This window comes from Bifidobacterium sp. ESL0704 (genome assembly GCF_029392075.1).
Taxonomy (GTDB): Bacteria; Actinomycetota; Actinomycetes; order Actinomycetales; family Bifidobacteriaceae; genus Bifidobacterium.
Genome location: NZ_CP113929.1, coordinates 2263299 through 2283811, shown reverse-complemented (window position 1 = coordinate 2283811; position 20513 = coordinate 2263299). Strand labels below are relative to the sequence as shown.

General features: G+C 55.0%; 11 protein-coding genes and 1 pseudogene. 1 reads left to right on the top strand and 11 read right to left on the bottom strand.

Annotated features, from left to right (window positions below; all coding sequences use genetic code 11):
• Positions 1-250: 250 nt before the first annotated feature.
• The 11 genes and pseudogenes from OZX64_RS08445 to OZX64_RS08395 all read right to left on the bottom strand — a co-directional run.
• Positions 251-907: pseudogene (locus OZX64_RS08445) on the bottom strand (6-phosphogluconolactonase); the annotation flags it as partial.
• Positions 908-1177: 270 nt separating this feature from the next.
• Positions 1178-3319: an InlB B-repeat-containing protein gene (locus OZX64_RS08440; RefSeq protein ID WP_277172696.1), complete on the bottom strand. Its 2142-nt coding sequence runs from the start codon at positions 3317-3319 to the stop codon at positions 1178-1180.
• A gap of 959 nt (positions 3320-4278) precedes the next feature.
• Positions 4279-5253 (bottom strand): glucose-6-phosphate dehydrogenase assembly protein OpcA, encoded by a 975-nt coding sequence (locus OZX64_RS08435; RefSeq protein WP_277172693.1) that lies wholly within the window; start codon positions 5251-5253, stop codon positions 4279-4281.
• On the bottom strand, positions 5250-6788 hold the full coding sequence (gene zwf, locus OZX64_RS08430; RefSeq protein ID WP_277172690.1) for a glucose-6-phosphate dehydrogenase: 1539 nt from the start codon (positions 6786-6788) through the stop codon (positions 5250-5252). The genes OZX64_RS08435 and zwf overlap by 4 nt, the downstream gene beginning before the upstream one ends.
• Before the next feature lie 134 nt (positions 6789-6922).
• Positions 6923-8533 (bottom strand): hypothetical protein, encoded by a 1611-nt coding sequence (locus OZX64_RS08425; protein ID WP_277172688.1) that lies wholly within the window; start codon positions 8531-8533, stop codon positions 6923-6925.
• Positions 8534-8535: 2 nt separating this feature from the next.
• The gene (locus OZX64_RS08420) at positions 8536-9333 is read right to left on the bottom strand and encodes a hypothetical protein (protein ID WP_277172685.1); all 798 of its coding nucleotides are present in this window, start codon (positions 9331-9333) and stop codon (positions 8536-8538) included.
• Positions 9330-10538: a hypothetical protein gene (locus OZX64_RS08415; protein ID WP_277172683.1), complete on the bottom strand. Its 1209-nt coding sequence runs from the start codon at positions 10536-10538 to the stop codon at positions 9330-9332. Before OZX64_RS08415 ends, OZX64_RS08420 begins: the two co-directional genes overlap by 4 nt.
• Before the next feature lie 161 nt (positions 10539-10699).
• Entirely contained in the window at positions 10700-10954 is a 255-nt protein-coding gene (locus tag OZX64_RS08410) for a type II toxin-antitoxin system antitoxin, RelB/DinJ family (RefSeq protein WP_277172680.1), read from the bottom strand.
• A 296-nt stretch (positions 10955-11250) separates the two neighbouring features.
• Positions 11251-12315 carry a 2,3-butanediol dehydrogenase gene (locus tag OZX64_RS08405; protein WP_277156470.1) on the bottom strand — a complete coding sequence of 355 codons (1065 nt, stop codon included), beginning with the start codon at positions 12313-12315 and terminating at the stop codon, positions 11251-11253.
• A 328-nt stretch (positions 12316-12643) separates the two neighbouring features.
• Positions 12644-15160, bottom strand: coding sequence for an InlB B-repeat-containing protein (locus tag OZX64_RS08400; protein ID WP_277172677.1), 2517 nt, complete (start codon positions 15158-15160; stop codon positions 12644-12646).
• Positions 15161-15556: 396 nt separating this feature from the next.
• Positions 15557-19918, bottom strand: coding sequence for a leucine-rich repeat domain-containing protein (locus OZX64_RS08395; RefSeq protein WP_277172674.1), 4362 nt, complete (start codon positions 19916-19918; stop codon positions 15557-15559).
• Between the two features lie 157 nt (positions 19919-20075).
• On the opposite strand from OZX64_RS08395, the gene OZX64_RS08390 reads away from it, so the two are divergent.
• A complete protein-coding gene (locus OZX64_RS08390) occupies positions 20076-20294 on the top strand; it encodes a hypothetical protein (protein ID WP_277172670.1) in 219 nt (72 codons plus the stop codon).
• The last annotated feature ends 219 nt before the right edge of the window (positions 20295-20513 follow it).

The following is a 20513-nucleotide window of genomic DNA, read 5'->3' as shown; positions in this document are numbered from 1 at the left end:
TGCCGGCTTCTATGGAAGAATTAACGTTACCATTATCGGAAGTGTCGGCTGGGGTTTCGGCGGAAGTGTCGGCTGGGGTTTCGGCGGAAGTGTCGGCTGGGGTTTCGGCGGAAGTGTCGGCCGGGGTTTCGGCGGAAGCGGTGGCTGGGGTTTCGGCGGAAGCGGTGGCTCCGGTATCGGTAGCAGCGGGATCGTTGACGTTGCCTGTATAGCAAGCTTTGGCCGCTTGAGCGTCGGAGGTGCCGATCTTGATCTCGTTGTGGCCGGGGAAGAGCGAGGCAAAGTGCCCGTCGGGGCCCATGCCGAGAATCAGCAGGTCCATTGCCGGTAGCGCGGTTGCCTGGTTGCTACTGTTGTCTACAGCATTCTCGCCATCACCATTTATATTGCAAAAATCTTTGACGGTTTCATTTGCTGAATGTTGGGGTTGTCCGCCCAATTCTTCGAAGAGTTCGGCTTCGTAATCCGCTGCGGCTTTGTCGACCAGAGCTTTGTTTTCCTCGTCGCTGGCGGCCGCGATTGCATCGGGCGTACGGGTGTCCGTGGCCATCTCGTGGATGTTGGATTCGGGGAGCAGACCGTCGGCGACCAGTTTGCCGAGGAAGCGTTGCCGTGCCTGCCAGGAGCTGCGGTCCTCGTCGGTCGCCGCCACGAAGCGGTCATCGCCCCACCAGAAGTGCACGCGTGTCCAATCGATGGCTTCGGCCAGCGGATTTGAAGCCATATAGCTCAGCGCCCGCAGGATGTCGGATCCGCCGGTCAGCGCCACATCGTAGCGGCTGCGAAGCGGTTTGCCGGATTCGTCACATTCGTTCAGCGCGTCCAGAATGGCGAGCAACGTGCGTTGCGCCGCGGCTAAAGCCACGGTTTCCGGGTCCTTATATACTTCCAGTTTTCGCTGTACCATATGCGAGCCTTCCTCAAGTGCCTGTGTAAAAGTGCTAACTCACAACTATAAATGGCACCTTTCGCACATGCCAGTTGGTCGGGTGCACAAAAAGTGCGAATGAGTACCTCTTCAACGCACTTTTTACACATGCCAGCTTAGGTATATGCAAGGGATGCTGTTCGCATGGCGGCAACGACTGATAACAATTCCGCTTGATGAGGCGGATAAACCTATCAAGCGGAATCGAGATGGATGACTTGTCAAGCGGAATCGCTGACGGGGTGATGCCTACGCGCGATGTTTGTGAGAGCCGATCGCCAGTGTCAGGATCCCTGCGAATACGGCACATAACGTTGCGATAAGCGCAATGCCGCTAACGGAGGAGCCGGTGGCGCTGAGTGTCGGCTGTGCGGGAGTTGGCTGCTTGGCATTGTGTTTGTCGGCATTGGGCGTGGGCGCGCTGGGCGTAGGCGTAGGAACCGGCTTCGGCTTCGGTGTGGGTGTGGGTGTGGGTGTGGGTGTTGGTGTGGGTGTGGGTGTGGGTGTTGGTGTCGGCGTCGGTGTCGGCGTCGGTGTCGGTGTCGGCGTGCCTGGAGTAGGCGTCGGTGTGCCCGGCGTCGGCGTGACGGGCTTCCACTTCGCGAAGAGCGTCATATATTCGTCGAAGCGATAGTCGATAGGCGTGTTGACGTCAAAGTCGACTAGGCCATCGGTGGCTGAATCGTAGTATTGCCAGCCGTCGAAGGTATAGCCGGTACGCGTCGGGGTTTCCACCTCGCCAAGGGTGTCGCCATCGGTGACGTTTTTATCGGGAATGCTGCTGCCCTCTCCGCCCGTGTCGAAGCTGACGTGGTGGATGTTGCGTTTCCACTTGGCAGTAAGCGTGAGGTCGGTGGTGACAGGCGCTTCGTCGTCATAGTCTGTCCAGGTGGTGCCGTCTGGCTGGTATTTCCAGCCGTCGAAAGTATAACCGCGGCGGGAGGGATGGTGGGCGATGGAGATGGACTGCCCGTCTTGCACGTCGATCGGATCGATGGTGCTGGCGTCTTCGCCGGTGACGAAGGTGACCTTATGCGTGTAGATCTTCCATTCGGCAACGAGATAAAGGTTGTCGGTGACGGGGGCGGCGCTGTTGTAGTCGACGAGGTTGCCGTCATGGTTCGGGCTGTACTGCCATTTGACGAAGGTATAGCCGGGGCGTGTGGGCGCTTGCGGTACGCGGATGGGGTCGCCGTCGTTGACTGTTTGGTCGCTGATCGCGCTGCCGTCGTCTCCGGTGTCGAACGTGACCTGATGGGTGATTTGCGCCCACTTTGCATACAAAGTCATGTCATCGGTGACTTGCGTATCTTCAGGATATGTGGTGAGGGTGGTGCCGTCCGGTTTATATTGCCATTCCACGAAATCGTAGTGCGGGCGCGAAGGATCTCGGTAGGGGATTGAGACGGTTTCGCCGTTGTAAATGGTTTGCGGGTTTACGGTGCTGGCGCCTTCACCGGTGGCAAAGGTGACTTTGTGCTTGACGTCTCTGCGTACTGAGCCGCTGTAGGAACACATATCGGATCCTGGACTGCTACCGCAGACGGGCATGGCAGAGGAGAGCAGTGAGATGTCGAAAGTGTATTCCATGGTTTTCGAGGTGCCGCCGTCCGTTTTGCTCCATGTGTGCTTGCCTGTCGTGGCGTTATACGATCCTGCGGCCGGAGAGGTTTGCGTAGAAGAAAGGTAATGTCCGTCCTCATCTTTTGGTGCTTGGACGCTCACCGGCCAGGATGTTGCGTCGGGTTCGATGATGTGCTGATCTTCGAGTCGAAGGCTCGAGAGGTGGGTGAACCCCTTGAAAGCCGTGATGTCGCTGATGCTATTTGAGTTGAGATCGACGTAGCGCAGGGCTGTGGAGGTCTTGTAGTTTGCCATTGACGAGATGTCGTGCAAGCTCGGGCTGTTTTCGATGTCGATGTCAAACATCTTGTCGATGTGGTTGGCGCTGGTGATGGGTGTGATGTCGCCATTATCCAAATCTTCAATGGAGACCGACGTCAGATTGTTGAGGTTTCTGAGCGGCTCGAGAGATTGAACCCCATTGTTGATGACCGTTACGCCGTCAAGGTTGCGGAGATACTGTAGACCCTCAAGGTTTTTCATGTTCCCCGTTGAGTTTTGAAGGTCGATTTTATCTACAGAATCGGCCATTTGCTGGGTGAGAACGCTGTTGGTCGTGGCGTGAAAAGTGGTCGACATATGTTCCACGACGTTTTGCGCGATGTCGTGATCTGGGAAGCACTGGGCGATGGTGCTCCGGCCCAAGTCGCATCCTTGCCGGGGCTCGGCACCATTGGCTGCTGCCGGCAATGCCAGCATACTCAAGGTGGCGATGGCAGCCAGCAGTCGTTTTGAGATGTTTCGAGTGGGGCGAATGATTTCTCGCATAATTACTCTTCTCTATTACATATCCCGTAACGTTGTTCAGTGTATATTGTTGTTATCAGGAATGCAAAACCGTTGCAATCGTCTAGTTTTTGGTATAGGCCATGCGTTTGGAATGAGCCTTCCGTTGCTTGTTCGTAGTAAATAATTAGGCAATGCCGATAGCGAGAATATCGTAATTGGATAATGAGAAACGTTGGAATGACGGCGATATCAGGGGATCATCATTCGCCATGCATCAATGAATGGCTTGCGGTGAGGATCGGGTATAGGCACGGGAAAGTGCTATTTGCAGCATGCTACATGCACGTTTCTGACGCTGCTGTGTAAAAGGTGCGCTTTGGCAACGCCAGCATGCATGTTTCTGACAGTACTGTTCGGAATGTGCACTTTGGCACCGTTAAGATGCACTTTTTTGACGTTGCTGTGTAAAAGATGCACCTTAGTAGCCCGGATGTGCATCTTTTTGACGCTGTTGTATGGAAGGTGCTTGGCATTGGCTAGGGTGCATTTTTCTGATGCTGCTGTTCGGAATGTGCACGCTAGTAACCCGGATATGCACTTTTCTGACGGTACCGTGTGGAATGTGCGCTTTGACACCGCTAAGGTGTACTTTTTTGACGCTGGTGTGCGAGAGTTGCGCTTTGGCGACCCGAATGTGCATGTTTCTGACACCACTGTGTGAAGGGTGCCTAGTGACCCGGATGTGCATTTTTCTGACGGTGCTGTTTGGAATGTGCGTTTTGGCACCGTTAAGATGCACTTTTTTGACGCTGGCGTGTGGAAGATGCACCTTAGTAACTGGAACGTGCATCTTTTTGACGCTGGTGTGCGGGAGGTCCGCTTTGGCGACCCGGACGTGTATGTTTCTGACGGTGCTGTGGGAAAGGTGCAACTTAGCAGCGCCAAAATGCACCTTTCACACAGCAACGCCTTGGGCGAGGCATCAGCAATGCTTGGGCTCAGCCTTTGACCTTGCTCCAGCCCTTGGTGATGACGTCGGCGTAGACCTCGTCTGGGTCGATGCGGCGCAGTTCCTCACTCAAGCAGTCCTCGAGCGAACGCAGCGGCATGGCGACACGTTGCGGCGTCTGCCCCGGCTGGCTGATGACGGCCTCGCGCGAATCTGGGCGTTCCAACGCAATCGTCCCGTCGGAACGGTTCAGATAGACGCCGGTAATGGCTTCGGTACCAGTGACGTAACCGAGCTCGACCGGCACGTTGAGCTTCAGCGCAAGCCACGCGGCGAGCAGTTTCAACGGCAGGTAGTCAGGCTGGCCGGTGACCTTGACGGACTCGATCGGCAGATGCGGCGGCTGGTCGATGGTGGTGGCCAGCATCGCGCGCCAGACGGTCAGGCGCGTCCAGGAGAAGTCGACGTCCTTGGGCTCCCAGTTGGCGCGGAGCGTGTCAAAGGTCTTGTCGGGATCGTCCGAACGCAAGGCGTCGGTGATGCGGCTTCCGGCCATCGCGCCGAGCGGGTCCTTAGAAGGGTTCGCCGGCGGATTGGTTGGCCACCAGGTGACGACCGGTGTATCGGGCACCAGCAGCGGCATGACCAACGTATCGGTATGCTGGCACAGCCCGCCGCGCGGACGTAGGATAATGACTTCGCCTGCACCGGCGTCCGCGCCGAAGCGAACCTGCGCATCAAGGTCGGTCTCGACGTCGCCGGAATCGGTGACATAGCAGTCCGGCTCCTTGTCGACGTCGCAGAACGGCAGCTCCTTGCTGTTCGGCACGATGGCGATGACGCGGCAGGGGTGCTCACGCCCCGCGGAATTGGCGATTTTCAGCGCGTTCTCAAGCTCGCCCTCATCGGTTGAAATGATCAGCGTCAGCACACGGTCGTTGCCGGCCTCGCCGCGCTCTTGATGAAGCTCCTCGATTTTGCGCGCAACGGCGTTGGTCTGGGTATTCGGCATTTTGATGATCATGGCATCCTCCAATGGCGTCCATCGCGTGCGAGCATTTCGTCAGCTTCTTGTGGGCCCCAAGTGCCAGCGCGATAAGGCTGCGGCTGGCCGAGCGTGGACCAATATTCTTCGATCGGATCGAGGATCTTCCAACTCAGGTCGACCTCGGCGGTGGTCGGGAAGAGCGGCGGGTCTCCGAGCAGCACGTCCAAAATCAAGCGCTCGTAAGCTTCCGGCGAATTCTCGGTGAACGAACGCCCGTAGCTGAAGTCCATCGATACGTCGCGCACCTCCATGGCGGTGGCTCCCGGCACCTTCGCGCCGAAACGCATGGTGACGCCTTCGTTGGGCTGTACGCGGATGACGATGGCGTTGTTGCCAAGCTCGCGCACGGCGGTCTGCTCGAAGGGCAGGTGCGGGGCGCGCTTGAAGACCACGGCGATTTCGGTGACGCGCTTGCCCAGGCGCTTGCCGGTTCGCAGGTAGAACGGCACCCCGGCCCAGCGGCGTGTGTCGACGTCGAGGGTGATGGCGGCGTAGGTCTCGGTGGTGCTGGACTTGTCGATGCCCTTTTCGTCGAGGTAGCCGCAGACCTCCTGCGAACCCTGCCATCCGGCGGAATACTGGCCACGGGCGGTGTACGCGCCGAGATCTTTTGGCAGGCGAACGGCGGAAAGTACCTTCGTCTTTTCGGCGGTGAGGTCGCTGGCGGCGAAGCTCACCGGTTCCTCCATCGCGGTCAAAGCCATCAGCTGCAGCAGGTGGTTCTGGATGACGTCACGCGCGGCGCCGATGCCGTCGTAGTATCCGGCGCGGCCGCCGATGCCGATATCCTCGGCCATCGTGATCTGCACGTGGTCGACGTAATTGGAGTTCCAGATCGGCTCGAACATGGAGTTGGCGAAGCGCAGCGCCAGCATGTTCTGCACGGTTTCCTTACCGAGGTAGTGGTCGATACGGAAGACCGAGCTCGGGTCGAAGACCTCGGAGACCACGCGGTCGAGCTCCTTCGCGCTTTCAAGGTCGTGGCCGAACGGCTTCTCGATGATGACCCTGCGCCATGCGTCGTCGTTGGAGCGCGCGAGCCCGGAATCGGCCAGTTGCTGGGAGACGATGGGGAAAGCGCTCGGCGGCACGGACATGTAGAAGGCGTGGTTGCCGCGGGTGCCGCGGTCGCGGTCGAGCTCCTTGACCGTCTGGCTCAGGCGTTCGAAAGCGGCTTTGTCGTCGAAGGTGCCGGTGACGAAGCGCATGCCTTTGGCGAGGTTGGCCCAGGTCGATTCGCGGAACGGTGTGCGGCAACGCTCTTTGACACAGCCTTCCACGAAATTGGCGAACTCCTCGTTGCTCCATTCGCGGCGGCCGAATCCGATCAGCCCGAAGCTCGGCGGCAGCAGTCCGCGGTTGGCCAGATCGTAGATGGCCGGCAGCAGTTTTTTCTTCGACAAATCACCGGTGACGCCGAAAATCACTAGGCTACAGGGTCCGGCAATGCGTGGCAGCCGCAGGTCTCGCGGGTCACGCAGAGGGTTCACCCAAGTTTGTTGTTCACTCATATTTTCCAGTGTAGTGCCAACTCCTATATCGCCCGGCGTAAAACGAATTCGGTGGACGTTACTGTCGCTTGAATCACAATTGGACGTTGATGGGTTCGTGCGATTTAAAGATTTGCAGTGAGTTCATGTCTGAACTATTCATCTGATTCCTGGTAATTTTCAGGAATGGCGAGAATGATGCCTTCTTTCTTAAAACGTTGCAGGATCATTCCGGTATAACCAGAGATAGGATCTGGATCCGGCCAGTGGTAAGAATCGGACTCATCGTAATCTGGCTGAGTTTCGAAGGATGGGATGAGAGGAGTGACATTGGTGACGGGCGGCGTTCCCAACTGTTTGATAAGAGCAACCGGTATGTCGAGCGATTGCTCGACGGCTTGCTTAGTGCTAGATACGGAATCTGAATCCTTCAAAGAGGTAAAGCATCCGGCAATGGTTCCGCTCACGATTGCGTCCCGTATATTTCGCAGCTGCTGCTTTTGGAGCGAATCCGCGCTGGAGTAGCTAGGAAAGCCAATAAAAGGGCGAGGGCAGGCTTTCTGAAGCATCGTTGCTAGACTTGAATCTACAATGTAGCGCTCTTTATGAGCAGATGGTGGTGCGGTAGTTTCCGGAATGAAGTCGATTTTGGTGTGATCAAGATAAAAACTGATATTGGCAAGGTTGAGCGAGAACAAAGATTGTTCTGCCAGCGATGACATTAAAACATAAGTGTACGTCGATTCGGGCGCCTTCAGATTTATTGAATGCTGATAAATCTGGAAGCCCTTAGTAAATTGGGGTATGAATGAAGAAAGAACATAGGTATGCTTCTTCATTTTTTTGAAGATATCGTTGATATGACGCTCAAAATCGTTTACGTCATCTTCTGCCAGCTCTGTTTCAGGGTCAAAAATGGCGATGTCTCTGAAGATTTTCGCTATAGTATCTTCGTCTGCTGTGTCGGTAATCGCCACTTCATCGGCATTCAAGATGTCGAGGTACTCATCTAACCGAACGAGAATCGACCCATACAGGGTTTTATCCACATCAGACACATTTCCCTCGTATCCGGGGATATTCGAAAGCTGACGTAAATAATCCAAGGTAAGTTCGGGATTGCCTGGCGTTAGTTTGGTATCTGATGAATTGCTATTGCGTATTTGTCGAATAGCTTCGATCAGGTTGTCCCGATTGAGTTTGAATATGCCGTGTTCTCCAAAAGCATGGCGTAGACGGGCAGGAACTGCTTGAAGATTGGGTACAGTGTCGTAAACGGCAAGCCCATTACCGTTGGGATCCATATTTCTCAAGCTCACATAATCTACGCAAAGATTGGCGATCTGCCCGACCCGTTCATCGAGGGTTTGCTTGTCAGCTTTGGGCATGAACGGTCTGCCGGGGTTGTTTTCGCTCGATTTGTCGATGATGAACATCAATAATTGGGGAATTCCATATGGGTATGCTCTATGGCTTGTTTCGCTTTTTTGGATTGCGCGTTCCAAAAAACGGAGTCTATCATCATCGCTGATTGTCAAATCATTAAGAATGACATCGAAAGCTGTAGACGATTCCTTGGTGAAAAGGTCAATGGCCTTATATCTTATCCCTGGATTAATTTCGTTTTTGGTTTGCTCACTGGTAAGAAAAGAGCTAAGAAACTGATAGCCATCATTGTTGTTTACAGCAGATTTATTCATTTCCCGGAAAATTGCTCTGGCGTAATCTACGTAGCGTTCTTTTTGCAATGTAAAGGTATCCTCCATCTTTAGAGATATTCATCGCTGTGATTTAAAAGAAATATAAGAATATAGATATTGAAACTATAGGGTTGCGTAATTTCGAGGGGATGTCTTTCAATGAGCGTGCGAATATCCTCATCGGACAGTGGATAGTTATAATTAGGATTTCGCCCTTTAATGCAGTGCATTTCAAAAAGAACTTGATTAATAGTGGCGTTCTCAGGCAAAGATATAGTAAAAAGCATAAAATCTTCGTCTATGTAACCTTGTGACAATAAAATCCTGATGAGATTTTGGCGAACCGGATCTTGAAACACATGCTCGCATAAGTAATCGATAATAGCCGGGAATTCTTTGTTTGCTATGAGGTCAGTTGACAATCCGCAACGCAACGTTTTGTGGATGATGTTGTCGTTTGGGAAACCTACGAATTTGCGGTCAACGTTGTTGCCGTATTCTTGTGTATCGGCAAGTAGATCCTGCATCGTCGTATGGGCGGAAATCCTGTTCAGAATTGCCACATAGATATCGTAGATGTCATTTAACAGGCTATCGCCACTCGGAATTTTTTCGGCGTCACCAATGTAGATATTGCGGTATATGGTCATGGCAAGTAGTCTGGTTTCCCATGAGTAGCGCCTGCTTGTCATTCGTTCAATATTGCTGGGATCTGAAAAAGTATTTTTAAGAGCCTCGTGATAGATGACATAGTCGTTTCTGATCGTAATCATTAAACGTTTGTCTGTAATGTACGGGCTGACAATAGCGAACAATCGGTTGAACTCCGCATGCTGAGATAGGGAACTTCTTTGGTTGTCTGTCATTGGGCGCCTTCTTCGTTTGCGTCGGTAAATTCGTCTTGGAAGGTCTGCATCAGAAGATCCGCTGCGGCAATCGATGAGTTGAATGGGATGACGGAGATGATGCTATCGAAGAACTTGGCTCGTGAGTCCCATGGTGATGTGCTGTTGCTGGCATCTGCGTTTGTGGTGTCATATGTTGCGCTTTTGCTCGTATTGGAATCGCCAAAAAGACTGTCTCTTACGGCGTAGATAAATCGGACACTGCCATGTCGCCTTTTGTTGATGATTGTATTGAGCTCTCTGAGATCCAGGAATATTCCCATATCGTCAAAACGGTCCAAGTCTTCGAAAACAACGATATTGTATTGATAGTTGGCTTCGAAAAAGTACACGATTTCGTCAAGGTAATCGTCGAAATAGGTGGTTTTAATATCGCTGAATTGGAATGATGCGCTACCTGTGTTGATCATTGAAAAGCGCAAACGCGGGAATATGTAGTAAAAGAAAAGTGATAGTAGTGCAAGTGACAGGGCCAGGCATATAGAAACGAATACAAGATGGTGCTGTATAAGGGTTGGTATCTTGCTAAAAATATCACCCTTTTTATCGTCGGTAGCAACCAAAAAAGCCAAAATAAACGCAATGACGATTTCAGCGCAAAGCCCTTGAAAGACAGCGGTTTTGAGACTTGTTTTATGAGCTAACTTGAATTTTGATTTTCTTAATTTGTCAGGTGTGCTGGTAAAGAGAAGCTGTTCGACAATGGCTCTTTGCAAACGATGAGTCGTTGTCTCGGGTTCTTTTGTTGAATCATTGGCGGGCGTGGTAATCAGCGCGTGTGCTCCAACAAAATCTGAAGAATTAGCATTGCTGTCTTTCGGCGGAACAAAGGTAAGCAATGAGACGGTAAGTATATGCCCTTCATATTTGGGCTGCTGCTTTAAACCGTCAAGAATACTGCTTTTGCCTGATCCGTAGGGGCCGGAAAGGGCAATGTTGTGATTTCTGGTATTACTTAATGCGTCGTCGAGATAATCTACGTATATCTTCTGCAGGGGCTTATTGGAATCATAATGTGGAGCCATGCTTTGAAGTTTGAAGTCAGTTTTCGGGGTGTCGTTTAAAAATGTGTTCGAATGTTTATTGTGTGCGGCGAGAGCCATAAAATATGCAAGGAGCAGGAGCAGTACCAATATGGTTAAATGCAAAGCGCCTATGCTGTCCATTAGCCTCACGTCCTCATCTTAACGAATTCAATTTTACAACAAGCCGTACGACTCTTCGTTTTGCTCTGTTTGTACGATAATGTGACTGTGGTTCCAAGTCTTATATTGATAAATATAAAATAAATTTCGTGAATGTTGCAGATACATCAATCGCAATTGCTTTAAGCGTTGTCGAGTTCTTGCGTAGGCGCGTTTGCGGAGTTGAAGGTCTTGCCGATATGGTGTTCAGCTTCGTACCGGGCACGTGCGTTTACTGCGTCGCGCTTGGGGCGGAAGGACAGACCTTGGTCACCGATGACCTGACGGAGAAAAATGTTGATGGCTCCGCTTGTATCGAGACCGATGCTGCCGAGTCCGTTCAAACCAACAGTAGGTAAGATGCCTTGATTGTCATAGGCAGAGACGCTGTTCTTCATTTTGTTAATTACAGTGCTCGTTCGGCAATCTCAGATATGGATTGAGCATTATAATTAACAATTTTACTTCTCGCTATGCACTTGGATGCGGTTGTGGCTGCAAACCGACGGCAAGGATGTTGGTGAGGTCGCCTGTTGCTGTACTGCTGTACCCGAATATACAAAAGCGGCGGTCTGCGTTTCCCATAGTTATAAATAAGGAGACGCAGGCCGCCGCGATGGGTTGCAAGCCGGTTTGGACGGTGAGGCGAGGAATGCTATATGACTTACTCATCCAAACCGGTGGCTGGCGGGCTTCAGAGCGCCGGGTCGATCATCACCTTGACCTGGCTCTTGTCGGTGGCCAGGGCCTTGATGCCTTCGATGGCGTCATCGAGGCCGAGCTTCTTGGTGATGAGCGGCTTGAACTGCTCCTTGTTGGCGGCGATGATGCCGAGTACCGTGTCGAAGCAGTTCTCGTAGGCAAGCGTCGTGGTGATGGTGAAGCCCTGCATGATCACGTCATCGGTGAAGTTGACGTTCAGCGGCTTGCCGAGCGCGACGAGCTGCACGGTGCCGTTGCGGCGGGTGACCTGCAAAGCGGTGTCGAACGTGGCCTGCACGCCGCCGCACTCGAAGGAAACGTCCACTCCGTCGGGGCAATCCTTGCGGATGACGGCGTTGACGTCGTCCTTGGTCGGGTTCAGCACGTCGGTGAAGCCGAGCTTGCGGGCCATGTCCAGACGCACGTCGGAGACGTCGGAGATGTAGACGCGGGGTGCGCCGGCGATGCGGGCCAAGATAGCGGTGGTCAGGCCGATCGGGCCTGCGCCGAGCACTGCGACGGTCTGGCCGACGCGCAGTCCGGAGCGCTTGATGCCTTCGAAGGAGACGGAGGTGGGCTCGCAAATAGCGCCCAGCTCGTAATCCAGGCCTTCGGGCAGGTGATGTGCGAAAACGTCATCGATATTGGCATATTCCGCCATGCCGCCGTCTTCGGAGAAGCCGAGGAAGTTGCCGGCGCCGTCTTCTGCCACGACCTTGTCGCAGAAGTTGTAGTTGCCCGAGCGGCAGTTGGCGCATTTGCCGCATGCGATCAGCGGCTCTACGGCGATGCCGTCGCCGACCTTGAAATCGGTAACCGCGCTGCCGACCTTGACGACCTCGCCGGAGAACTCATGTCCCAGCGTGATCGGTACGGTCTTGCCGGTCAGCGGGTGCGGCTGCGTGGGCAGGCCCCAGGCCACCGAATAGGCGTGAAGGTCGGAACCGCAGATGCCGCAGTCCTTCACCTTGATTTGCACTTGGTTCGGCTTCGGATCGGCGATGTCGATGTCTTCGACGCGTACGTCTTCTTTGCCATAAATACGAACAGCTTTCATAGTCATTCCTTTCGGTTTCGCGGGCCGATGCCCCGAATGCTCACTATTTCATTGTAGGGATTTCGGACGAAAAAATGTGTCCTGCGTCACATTATTGTGGGCAGAATTGGCGGTATATAAGAATGTTAGCGTTCACGGTAGCGGTATGACCATACGTCCGTGAAGGTTGATGGAAAAAAATATAGGTCGGCAGCTGCGGGACTGAGAATAGCTGTTTACTGCTGATCTCTGTTCCGTATCCGCCGACCTTATGCTGATACGTGCTGAAGTCTCCGACCTCGTCATCGAAGTGACGCAGCGTGACGGCGAGAGCGGGGACTTACTAGGATTACTCGCTCCGCTTCTTGGTGCGGGCGGTGACGGCGATTGCCAATCCCGGGAGCAGGAGGGCTACGGCCGTCAGAACGGCAGGAATCACGACGTTACCGGTGCGGGCCAGAACGGACTGGGGTTTCGTGGCAGTCTCGGTCTTTGGCTTCGAATCGGTCTTCGGGTGGTCCTTCTTGTGCTGCTCTGGCTTGGGTGCTGGTGTCGGAGTAGGCGTAGGAGTTGGCGTAGGGTCGGGCGTTGGCGCAGGGGTCGGCGTCGGTGCCGGATCAGGAGTTGGAGTTGGAGTCGGGTCTGGCGTCGGCGTTGGATCTGGCGTCGGATCCGGGTCGCGTTCCCACTTGGCGTAGAGGGTGAGGTCGCCGGTGACCGGGGTATTGAGGTCGTAGTCGGTGTAGGTCTCGCCCGTCTTGGTCTGCCATCCCTTGAACGTGTAGTGCTCGCGGGTCGGGTTCGTGACCGTGCCGACGGGGTCGCCGTCGTTGACGGTCATCGGGTCGAGGGTGCTGGCGTCCGTGCCGGTATCGAAGGTGACCGTGTGGGTGATTTGCTCCCACTTGGCGGTGAGGGTGAGGTCTGCGGTGACGGGGGCGTCGAAGTCGTAGTCGGTGGCTGTGCCGTCACGGGTAATTTGCCATCCCTTGAACGTGTAGTGTGCCCGTGTCGGGTCGGTTGTCGGCTTGGCTACGGTCTCGCCGTCGTTCACCTCGGCCGTGGTGGCGGTCTCGCCGTCGTTAGGGTCGAAGGTGACGGTGTGGGTGATTTGCTCCCACTTGGCGGTGAGGGTGAGGTCGGCGGTGACCGGGGCGTCGAAGTCGTAGTCGGTGGTTGTGCCGTCACGGGTAATTTGCCATCCCTTGAACGTGTAGTGTGCCCGTGTCGGGTCGGTTGTCGGCTTGGCTACGGTCTCGCCGTCGTTCACCTCGGCCGTGGTGGCGGTCTCGCCGTCGTTAGGGTCGAAGGTGACGGTGTGGGTGATTTGCTCCCACTTGGCGGTGAGGGTGAGGTCGGCGGTGACCGGGGCGTCGAAGTCGTAGTCGGTGGTTGTGCCGTCACGGGTAATTTGCCATCCCTTGAATGTGTAGTGTGCTCGTGTCGGGTCGGTTGTCGGCTTGGCTACAGGGTCGCCGTCGTTAACCTCGGTCGTGGTGGCGGCGTTGCCGTTGTTGGGGTCGAAGGTGACCGTGTGGGTCACTTGCGGTGCTGCCGGCTTACGGGTGATTTGGCCGGAGAACAGGGTTGTCTTTGTGCCGATGGTGACATTTTGGCTGAAAGTGAGTTTAGCGGTGTCCTTGCCATTCATCTGCTGCTGCGTCCATGAAGCTATGCCCGTGGAAGAGTTGTATGTTCCGGCTGCGGGATTCAGCGTGGGGGTGATGTGGCTGCCGTCGGCCGCCTTCGCGGTCTCGATCGTCATCGGCCATGAGGTCGCCTGCTGAAGTTCTAACTTCTGGTTCCTAAGGTCGAGGTTGGTGAGGTTGGTGAGGTTGGTGAGTGGCGTGAGGTCACTGACCTGATTGTAGTTGAGGCCGAGTCTGGTGAGGTTGGTGAGGTTGGTGAGTGGCGTGAGGTCACTGACCTGATCCATATCGAGGACGAGTTTGGTGAGGTTGGTGAGGTTGGCGAGTGGCGTGAGGTCACTGACCTCGATATATGTAAGGTCGAGGTTGGTGAGGTTGGTGAGGTTGGCGAGTGGTGTGAGATCGCGGACCTGGCTGAATGAGAGGTCGAGGTAGGTGAGGTTGATGAGACCTTTGAGTGGGGTGAGGTCGCTTACTTGGTTACCGGTTAGGTAGAGCTTGGTGAGGTTGGTGAGGTTGGCGAGTGGTGTGAGGTCACTGACCTTGTCATCTGTGAGGTAGAGCTTGGTGAGGTTGGTGAGTCCTTTCACTGGTGTGAGGTCGCTGACCTTGTTGCCGGCAAGGTCGAGCTCGGTGAGGTTGGTGAGTCCTTTCACTGGTGTGAGGTCGCTGACCTTGTCGTTTGAGAGGTAGAGCTTGGTGAGGTTGGTGAGTCCTTTCACTGGTGTGAGGTCGCTGACCTTGTTGTACGCGAGGTCGAGCTCGGTGAGGTTGGTGAACTCTTCGATGCCTTGAAGATTGCTGATGGTTGGTGAAACGAGCCGATGACCAAGATTTAGTTGGGTGGTATGGTCGATCATAGCTTGGGTGAATGCTGCGCTGATGGTGGTTGATTCTTTTTGGGCGATGTCAGCCGCGAGTACTGGGTCGGGGAAGCATTCGGCGATGGTGCTGGTGCCGATGGTGCAGTTGTAATCCAACGGGGTGGGGGTCCGTTTCAATGCCGCCGTGTTCTGCGTCTTTCGGGCCTGGACGGGTGCTTTCGCTTGGGACCGGACCTGCGTGGTCTGCTCGGCCTGCGGCGTCTGCGGCACGGCCTGTGGCTGCATGGCCTGCGCCCCGGTCGGGATGAGCATGGCCAGGCCGGTTATGGCGGCTATCGCTGCGATGACGATTTTGTGGGAATGCGGTTTTCTGGTGGCGTGTCTGGCGTCCATGGTGTCCTCTTTGCTCTTCTGTTGTCTTCTTTGAGTTCGGTTACGGAGTCCACGTCTACGTGGCTCAACTACCGAATATTGGATGGTATCTGATTATTGAGTTATCGGTGATTGTGCATCAAACGATGTCTCGGTGATCGGTTGGAGATATCTTCGTGCTTTGCCCGGTCGGAAGGCCGATATGGCGGGAAAGCGCATGGGTTGTGAAGTCTTGCGGTTCGCTGCTGGATATGGCTCTCCTCCCTATTGTTGGTGGCGTTGTTGGTGGCGTTGTTGGTGGCCTGGGTTCGCGGGGTAGGTCTGCGGAACGGGGTTAAACCCCGGAAACGAAAGCGATAAATGGGTGGGATTGCCTTCGTCTCCGAGGTATTTGGCCGGAATAGGCCAATCGTCCGGTTATCTACCGAGCGTCATCGGTTTGTGCCGTGGGGTGTAACGGTGCCGCACGATCGTCAGCGACAGTCCCGCGACGAACAACGTTGCGGCCGCTATCGCCATGGCTGCCACCGTGCTTCCCGTGGAGGCGATGCCTTGGGCTGCATGCCCCTTGTCCTGCTGCGAATGGGTGCCGTCGTTGTGCCTGTCGGGTGCTGATGGGTGAGACTCCGGTTTCTGGGGCTGTTGGCCCGGCTGGCCTGTGCCCGGTTGCGTGGGCTTGGACCCGTCGGCCTCTCCGGATTTGGAGAGCTTCAGCGTGATGATGCCGCTGATGACGCCGGTCGCGCTCCCCAGCGCTCCGGTTTCGTCGAAGCTGAGCGTTCCTTCCTTAATATTCTTCGGATAGTTCACCACCGCACGGTATCCGCTGGATTTTTGCATCGCGGCGACGGAGACCGAGCATCCGGTGGGCGCGCAGGTGGCGTTGGCGGAGTCGACCCTGTTCATGGTCGGCAGGTCGATGGTCGCCGGCGACAGGGATTCCACCGTGACGCTCAGGCTCTGGTTCTTCAGATCGAACGTCGTGAGACCAGACAGTCCGGTCAGCGGCTTGGTGTCGTCGATGTGGTTTCCGCTTAGGCTCAGATTGGTCAACCCGTTCAATGCGGCGAGCGGTTTGACGTTCTCGATCTGGTTGTCGTCGATGTTGAGCGAGGTGAGCTTGGACAGGCCGGAGAGTGGGCTGATATCGGTGACCTTGTTATTAGCAATATTCAGCTTGGTCAGATTTTGCAGATCGCTGAGCGGGCTGATATCGCTGATCTGATTACCGGAGAGGTCCAACGTGGTCAGCGAGGTCAAGCCGGAAAGTGCGGTTGCATCCACAATTTCATTATCGGCCAGATTGAGCTCGCCAAGCTGAGGCTCTTCATCGGCCTGTGAACCGATGATCGGCAGTGATGGCATGGCCGGCGATTGGGTTCCGAGAGTCAAAGCCGTCGCTCGCCTTGCCAACGTTCTTGCAGCAGAGTTTCCGGTGCCGAGGTTGGCCAGCGGCGAGATGTCGCTGATGCGGTTGCGCGAGAGGTTCAGCCATGCCAGTTTGTGCAGGTTGCCGATGGGTGTGATGTCGCTGATGCGGTTGTTGGAGAGGTTCAGCCATGCCAGTTTGTGCAGGTTGCCGACGGATGTGATGTCGGTGATCAGGTTGGTGTCAAGATTGAGGTGCGTCAGATTGACAAGCCGATCCAGACCGGTCAGGTCTTTGATTCCGATATGGTGGTCGGGGTCGCCGATGAAACTGAGCGCCGTCGTCTTGTCGATCATCGTCTGCGTGAACGTCGAAGCGACGGTGATAGCGCGATTCCCTTGGGCTTTTGCGACGGCACCGGCCAGTCGGCGGTCAGGGAAGCATTCGGCGATGCTGGTGTGATCGATGACGCAGCCCTGCAGCTTGGTCCAAAGCGCGTGCAACGTGATGTTGCCGGTCACCGGCGTATTGAAGTCGTAGTCGACGAGCTTGCCGTCTTGATCGATCTGCCACTTCTGGAACAGGTATCCGTTACGTGTCGGCTCTTTGGGAGCGGTGGCGTTTTTCCCGGAGACGATGGTTTGCGGGTCTATCGACGTGCCGCCGTCTGTGTCAAAGGTGACGGTGTAGGTACGCGTCCACTTGGCGTAGAGCGTGATGTCACCTGTGACCGGTTTGCTGAAGTCGTAGTCGACCAGCTTGCCGTTGATCTTGATCTGCCAGCAATCGAAGACAAAGCCGTCTCGTGTCGGCTTGTTCGGCTCGGTGGCTTTGCCGCCGTCGTTGATGGTTTCCTGATTTATGGCGCTGCCACCGGTCGAGTCGAACGTGACGGTGTGGGTCGATGGCGTGGTGCTGCCTGAATTTCCGTTGCCGGAATTGTCGATTTTCTGTGAGATGGTGCCGCTGAAGGTGCTTGCGAAGTTGCCTACTGGTATCATCTGGCTGAACTCAAGACCGATGCTCTTGACCCCGTCGAGCTGTGTCCAGCTCACCAGCCCAGTGGTCGCGTCATAGACGCCTGAGGCGGGTGTGATCGTTGTGGGCTGCAGATGTGTGCCATCCGGGCCTTTGGCCGATTCAAGGGTCATGGTCGCCGTGGCAACCGCGTCCGGCAATGAGATTTTCTGGTTCTCGAGGTCCACCAATCCCACTTTGCTGAGTCCGGCAAGTGGCGTGGTGTCGCTGATGCAATTGCTGGAAAGCTTCAAATCATGCAGTTCGGTCAGACCCTTGAGCGGTGTGATGTCGTGAACGACGTTGCTCGTCAAATCCAGCGATGTCAGTTGCTTAGTCGATGCGAGCGGTGTGATGTCGCTGATTTGGTTGTTGGCAAGACTGACGAAAGTGAGATTGGGCATGGCGCGTAGTGCTGCGATGTCTCTGATGTGGTTGTTGGCAAGCCTCAACGTTCTGATGCCGATATTGCTTGGCATGGGAGATATGTCGAAGATGCGGTTGTTGTTGAGTCTGAGTTCGTCGGAGATCTTGGGGCGCGCGAGTCCTTCGACGTTGCTGATTTGGTTCAAGCTCAGATCCAGGATTCGGAAACCGCTATATTGTGCGAGCGGCGTAATATCCCGGATTTGGTTGTGCGCCAAGTTCAGGCTTCCCAAGGAGCGGACAGTAGTTGAAGGTGTCGCAATATGGTTGATTTGGTTGTATGCGAAATAGAAATCGGTATAGGCAGAGCCCATCTTTTCCAGTGACGGCAAGGTGCGGATCTCGTTATAGGACGCGTCGATGTTTCGTAGGTTCTGAAGGTGCGACAGCGCGGTGATGTCGGTGATGTGGTTGCCGTACAGATTGAGGTCTCCGAGATTGTTGAGCGTGCCGAGCGGCGTGACATCGACGAGTTTTCCGACGTTCTCGCCGTTTTGGAGGTCGCTGCTGAGGTCGAGCTGGCAGAGGCCGTTGAGTCCTGCCAGTGCTGTCAGATCGGTGACGGCGCTGTTATTCAGGTAAAGCGTTCCAAGATTCGTAAGGTTTTTCAGTGGGGTGATATCACTCAACGGTTGGGATTGGAAGGACGTGCAATCACCTGTGTTCGAGCAGGAGTTAAAGCCGTCCCATGTTCCGTCGTCATAGACGCTTCCCCAGTAGAACCCTCCTGGAGTATTTGGATTGATGTAATTGCTGCGATGATTGTTGGTGAGGTCACCGGTTCCGAGATACAGCTGGTTCAGTTGTGTGAGTCCGGCCAGCGCGGTGAGGTCTTCGGATTGGGTCCCCGTGAGATTGAGCTCGTGAAGATCGGTCAATTTGGCCAGCGGGCTTAGGTCGTATGTGCGGTTGAAGCCAAGTCCCAGTTCTGACAGATTGGTGAGGTGAGTGAGCGGGGCAAGTACTGCCGGGGCCCAGTTGTCGTTTGGCTCGTCTTGCAGGCGATTGTGGTTGAGGTTGAGGTAGTAGAGTGGTGGATTGCCTTCTGAGCCGCCGAGCGCGTTCAGGAATTCGATGCGTCCGATGCGGTTTTGGCTGAGGTCAAGGTACCCCAGGTTTCGCATGGAGGAGAAGGGATTGGCGTTGGAATCGGTGGAGGATTCCGTGCCGGGTTCGTTGATTTGGTTGTGGCTGAGGTTCAGCCGGTTGAGAGGGAGATGACTGAGCGGCGCGAAAGCGCTGATGAAGTGGTTGCTGTTATCGACGAAAGGCATGGCCGTCAATTTGTTAAAGCTCAGGTCGAGGCTTTCCAGCTTGGTGAGGTGGGCCAAGGGGTCGAGCCTGTTCGCCGAATCGTTATTGTTGAAGCCGTTGTCGAGAGGTCGGTCGATGAGCTGGTTGTGGCTCAGGCCCAGCAATGTGAGGTTGGTCAGTCCGGCGAGCGGTGCGATGTCGCTGATTCGGTTGTTGCTCAGATTAAGTGTTTGAAGATTGGTGAGGCCGGCAAGAGAGCTGACGTCGGTGAGGTCGTTGCCGCTGAGATCGAGTTCGGTGGCAGCCGGGTTGATATCTCCGGTGGAGCCGCCTCGGACTATGGTCTGTGCCTTTGGCTTGATGCCGTGACCGAGGTTGGTGAAGAGCTGCAGGCCCTCGATCGAGCTGATGGATTTGCCCTTCAGGTCAAGCTTGGTGGTGTGGTCGACCATGTACTGGGTGAATGTGGAAGTGGTTCGGGCCTTTTCCTGTGCGGCGATGGCCTTGGCGAGGTTCGGGTCGGGGAAGCACTGGGCGATGGTGCTCTGGCCGATGGCGCAGTTGCCGGCTTGGGGTGCGTTTTCAGGTGTGGCTGTTTGCTGTGAATCGGCTTGCTTCGATACGTTCTGCGTCGTGGTTTGCTTGGACGGCGTTGTCTGCTTTGCCGGATGCTCTGATTGTTGTGCTGCGGGGGCTGAAGAATTGCCTTGCACGTCCGTGGTGGCTGAATTCGGCTTCGTTGCCGATGCGGATGACGGTGTTTGGACGGAGGAGTCGTTTGACTGCGTTTGTTGGTCTGACGCTGAAGGTTTCGTTTGGTTCGGTTGCTGCGATGATGCGGTGCTTGCGGTCTGACCCGGAGGTTGACCGGTGCTGAACATCGCTGATTGGTTGGCCGCTGAGGCCGTTGGCGCGAGCATCGCTGCGCTTAATGCCACCGCAATGCCGGTGATGAGCGATCTGCGCAATAGCGTCTTATGGGTGTTCCGTTTCATGGCGATTCCTACGCTTCTTTCTTTAGAAGGAGCCGCTTACAGCTGCGGCGTGGTCTGTAAGGAGCGCGATCACAACTATGCCGACCACGCATAACTTCAGAGCAAACAACAGATAAGAATATCGGAATGTATGAACAAATGTGATAAAAATTACTCTTCTATAATATGTTTCCGTGGATGTATTCGCAGTGCGGCGATGCCGGTGGCGTTGGCGGGGCCGACGAGTTATTCGGACGGGCGTCGGTGCCCACGGCAGAAGCTGAAAGTGAGAAGTGCGGCTCGGGAGGCGTTATTTTAAGGTGCAAGGCTATCG

Excerpts from the sequence above, each read along its gene's own strand:
- OZX64_RS08440 (WP_277172696.1), bottom strand. The coding sequence starts at position 3,319 with ATGCGAGAAATCATTCGCCCCACTCGAAACATCTCAAAACGACTGCTG.
- OZX64_RS08435 (WP_277172693.1), bottom strand. The coding sequence starts at position 5,253 with ATGATCATCAAAATGCCGAATACCCAGACCAACGCCGTTGCGCGCAAA.
- zwf (WP_277172690.1), bottom strand. The coding sequence starts at position 6,788 with ATGAGTGAACAACAAACTTGGGTGAACCCTCTGCGTGACCCGCGAGAC.
- OZX64_RS08425 (WP_277172688.1), bottom strand. The coding sequence starts at position 8,533 with ATGGAGGATACCTTTACATTGCAAAAAGAACGCTACGTAGATTACGCC.
- OZX64_RS08420 (WP_277172685.1), bottom strand. The coding sequence starts at position 9,333 with ATGACAGACAACCAAAGAAGTTCCCTATCTCAGCATGCGGAGTTCAAC.
- OZX64_RS08415 (WP_277172683.1), bottom strand. The coding sequence starts at position 10,538 with ATGGACAGCATAGGCGCTTTGCATTTAACCATATTGGTACTGCTCCTG.
- OZX64_RS08410 (WP_277172680.1), bottom strand. The coding sequence starts at position 10,954 with ATGAAGAACAGCGTCTCTGCCTATGACAATCAAGGCATCTTACCTACT.
- OZX64_RS08405 (WP_277156470.1), bottom strand. The coding sequence starts at position 12,315 with ATGAAAGCTGTTCGTATTTATGGCAAAGAAGACGTACGCGTCGAAGAC.
- OZX64_RS08400 (WP_277172677.1), bottom strand. The coding sequence starts at position 15,160 with ATGGACGCCAGACACGCCACCAGAAAACCGCATTCCCACAAAATCGTC.